Genomic DNA, 3,136 nt, shown 5'->3' with positions numbered 1-3,136 from the left:
GAAGCAGGCGGGTACCCGTAACCACCCTGCCCCTGAGGGGCGGCGGGGCGGTTCGGCTGGGCGTGGGAAGCGGGGCCCTGCTGGCCCTGCTGTGACGAGCTCGACGCCAAGGTCCTGCTGCGTACGCGGTACAGACCCGTGTCGAGGTCGTCCGCCTTCTCCAGGTGAACCTTGATCGGCCCCATGAAGGTGTACCGCTGCTGCTTGGCGTAGTCCCGGACGAGGCCGGACAGCTCGTCACCGAGTTGACCGGAGTACGGGCTGAGTCGTTCGTAGTCCGGGGTGCTGAGCTCGACGATGAAGTCGTTGGGCACGACCGTCCGCTCGCGGTTCCAGATCGAGGCGTTGTTGTCGCACTCGCGCTGGAGTGCTCCCGCGATCTCGACCGGCTGCACCTCGGACTTGAAGACCTTGGCGAAGGTGCCATTGACCAGACCTTCGAGACGCTGCTCGAAACGCTTCATGACTCCCATGGGGCACCTCCTCCGGTGTCGTCATCCCTGTACTGCTTACTGATCGTATCCACGCCTAGGGAAATCGGCTGGTTCCCCTTGTCTCCACAGTGGATGAGTGTCACCTCTCACACGGATCGTAGAGGTGGCCTCCTGACAGTGTCCCGCACTCCGGGTGCACTCAGGAGGAGTGGGGCCAGGCTTTCCGCGTTCCCGGTTCCCCTCCTGGGTCCGGGGAAACAACGGATGTGAATCCACCCTGTCCAGCGTGCTAATCTTCCGGATGTCGCCAGGCGCTCACACCACACGGTGAGAGAGTCTGAAAACACCACTCATGCGCGAGTGGCGGAACGGCAGACGCGCTGGCTTCAGGTGCCAGTGTCCTTAGGGACGTGGGGGTTCAAATCCCCCCTCGCGCACAACAGGCAGTCGCTTGCGACTGCCGGGTTGGTTCGACGGAACCCCCGCACCGGAGAGATCCGGGGCGGGGGTTCTTCGTTTTTTGGATCTCTGGTTCACGTCCGGCGTGGCCCTTCAGGTCCGGCCCGCCTGGAGCGGGCCCGGGCTGTTCGACTCGGGGCGCGGGTGGTGGTGTCGGACGAGTCGAGCGGGCGAGGCGCGCGTTGTGATGAAGCACGCACCTGATACGGAACTGTGGCCGAAGGGGGCTGCTGTTTCACGTGAAACGCCGGATCCGTACCGAAGGCGTCTTTCGTGCAGGTGCCTGCGAGTGTCGCTCCGCCAGGCGGCGAGACGCGCCGCAAGGGTCTTGCCTTCTCCACTCGTTCCGGCGAACCGAATCTCGCCGCCGGGGTGCTGTTGGCGCCTGGCTGCGGCGACGCCGGCGGTGACCGCATCAGATGTGGAGTTCTGGCCGGCGCCGATGTTGGTGTGACCCCGGGAGGCGGTGGTGCGTGTGTGCGTCTACAGGGGTGGGGTTTCTTCGCCCGCCGAGTTGTAGCGCAGGAGGTACTCCGCGAACTGTTCGAGATCGCCCGAGGTCCAGGTTCCGAGGCGTTCCCGGTAGGCGGCTCGCCGGCTGGCCTGCGTAGAGGCGAGAGCCTGGGTACCTGCGGCAGTGGGGTGCAGCACCTGGATGCGCTGGTCGTCCGGGTCTGGGTGGCGCTCGACCAGGCCAAGCTTCTCAAGGCTCGCAACCTGCCGGCTGACCGTTGACTTGTCGAGCATGTAGTGCGCCGCCAGGTCGGTCGCACGGCAGCCGTTCCGGTAGTCGATGTGGGCGAGCAGGGTGTACGAGACCAGCGGCAGATCCGGGTGGAGCCGAGCCGCGGCCGACCGTGCGCGGCGCGCGAAGGCGGTCAGCTCGCGCTGGATGACGTCCAGGGACTCCTCGCGTTCCCGGGGGATGTCTGCCACGTGAATCACCTTCTCGAACTTTAGTTGTATACTACAACGAGTGTGGAAGTTGTAAAAGCCAACTACTGGAGGAGTGGCCGAATGTCCGCAGGTTCGCTCTCGGCCCCCGGCTCGACCGCCGGTGAGCTGCGTCATGTGCTCAGTCATCTCGTAACGCCGTTGCTGATGTGTATCGGCATGGGACTCGCTTATCTGGGGGCCTTTCACGCCCCGGAGCCGCATGACCTGAGGGTGGATGTTGTCGGCTCGGGAGCAAGCGCGCAGGTGCTTGCACAGACCTTGCAGGACAAGGGTCACGGCGCATTGAGTGTGCGTACCGTAGCGGACCGGGACATCGCGGTGAACCACTTGAGGACGCAGCAGAGTTACGGCGCCTATGTGCCGGGCAGCAGTCCTGGGCTCATGGTGGCCAAGGCCTCGTCGGACACCAGCGCGACCGTGGTCCAGAAGGTTTTCACCGAGGTCGCCGCCGAGCAGGGCGCGCCCCTCCAGGTGACGGACGTGGCGCCCACCGCGGACGGCGATCCCACCGGACAAGGGATTTTCTTCCTGCTGGTGGCGGTCAGTATCGGGTCGTACGCGTCGGTCGCGGTGATCGGGGGTGCGGGTGCGGTGCTGGCGCTGTGGATCAGGGCCGGGCTGGCGATCGGCACCTCGCTCGTGGTGAGCGTGATTGGCGCGGCGCTCGCGGGGCCGGTCTTCGGGCTGGTGGACCACGGGCTCGGCGGACTCTGGGCGATGGCGTGGCTCTACTCGGCGGGCATCCTGCTGATCGGGGTGGGGCTGCACACCTTCCTGAAGCGGTGGACCACGCTCGGCGTGATGCTGCTCTTCGTCATGCTCAACTTCACCAGTTCCGGAGGCATCTTCCGGCCTGAACTCCAGCCGGGCCTCTTCGGATCGCTGCACTCCTTCTGGAACGGCGCGGGTTTCGTCGAAGGAGTACGCAGCCACGTGTACTTCGGCGGTCATTCCCTGAGCGGCCACCTGTTGGTGCTGGCTCTGTGGTTCGTGGCCGGACTGGCCGTCGTGGGTGTGGCGGGCCTGGCCGAGGCGAAGCGGCGTCGCGCGTCCGAGGAGAAGGCCCGTGAGGTGGCCGCCGCGCGGGCGGCGGCGGGCGCCGAGGAGGAGATGGAAGAAGCCGTCGGGGTGTGACCCGGCGAGTCGCCCGGGGCTGCGCCGCCGGGCGTGAACACCTGCGCCGGGTTCCTGTGAGAGCCGAAGCTCGGGTGTGAGGCTTGGGTCATGCGGGTCGGTCCGGTTCGGGTCGGTGCGGCTCGGGGTCGGTGTGGTGCCGGGGCCGGGGG

At 66.6% G+C, this 3,136-nt stretch carries 3 protein-coding genes and 1 tRNA gene; 2 read left to right on the top strand and 2 right to left on the bottom strand.

The window, feature by feature from the left end; translation table 11 throughout:
* Positions 1–473, bottom strand: a 473-nt coding sequence (locus BFF76_RS28880) for a DUF3662 domain-containing protein (protein ID WP_141695688.1), incomplete at its 3' end; no start/stop codon positions are given.
* Positions 474–788: 315 nt separating this feature from the next.
* Between BFF76_RS28880 and BFF76_RS28875 the strand changes: the two genes are divergently transcribed.
* Positions 789–871 (top strand) — tRNA-Leu (locus BFF76_RS28875).
* Between the two features lie 505 nt (positions 872–1,376).
* Here BFF76_RS28875 and BFF76_RS28870 read toward each other — a convergent pair.
* Positions 1,377–1,829, bottom strand: coding sequence for a MarR family winged helix-turn-helix transcriptional regulator (locus tag BFF76_RS28870; RefSeq protein ID WP_031090459.1), 453 nt, complete (start codon positions 1,827–1,829; stop codon positions 1,377–1,379).
* Positions 1,830–1,910: 81 nt separating this feature from the next.
* Here BFF76_RS28870 and BFF76_RS28865 point away from each other — a divergent pair, with 81 nt between their 5' ends.
* Positions 1,911–2,984 carry a membrane protein gene (locus BFF76_RS28865; protein ID WP_031090460.1) on the top strand — a complete coding sequence of 358 codons (1,074 nt, stop codon included), beginning with the start codon at positions 1,911–1,913 and terminating at the stop codon, positions 2,982–2,984.
* Positions 2,985–3,136: the final 152 nt, after the last annotated feature.

It is taken from the genome of Streptomyces mutomycini (assembly GCF_001700505.1).
GTDB classification, from domain to species: domain Bacteria; phylum Actinomycetota; class Actinomycetes; order Streptomycetales; family Streptomycetaceae; genus Streptomyces; species Streptomyces mutomycini.
Note: the sequence above shows the minus strand (reverse complement) of the source record. Positions and strands in the feature narration are given on the sequence as shown.

Coding starts and splice junctions, on each gene's coding strand:
- BFF76_RS28865 (WP_031090460.1), top strand. CDS start 1,911: ATGTCCGCAGGTTCGCTCTCGGCCCCCGGCTCGACCGCCGGTGAGCTG.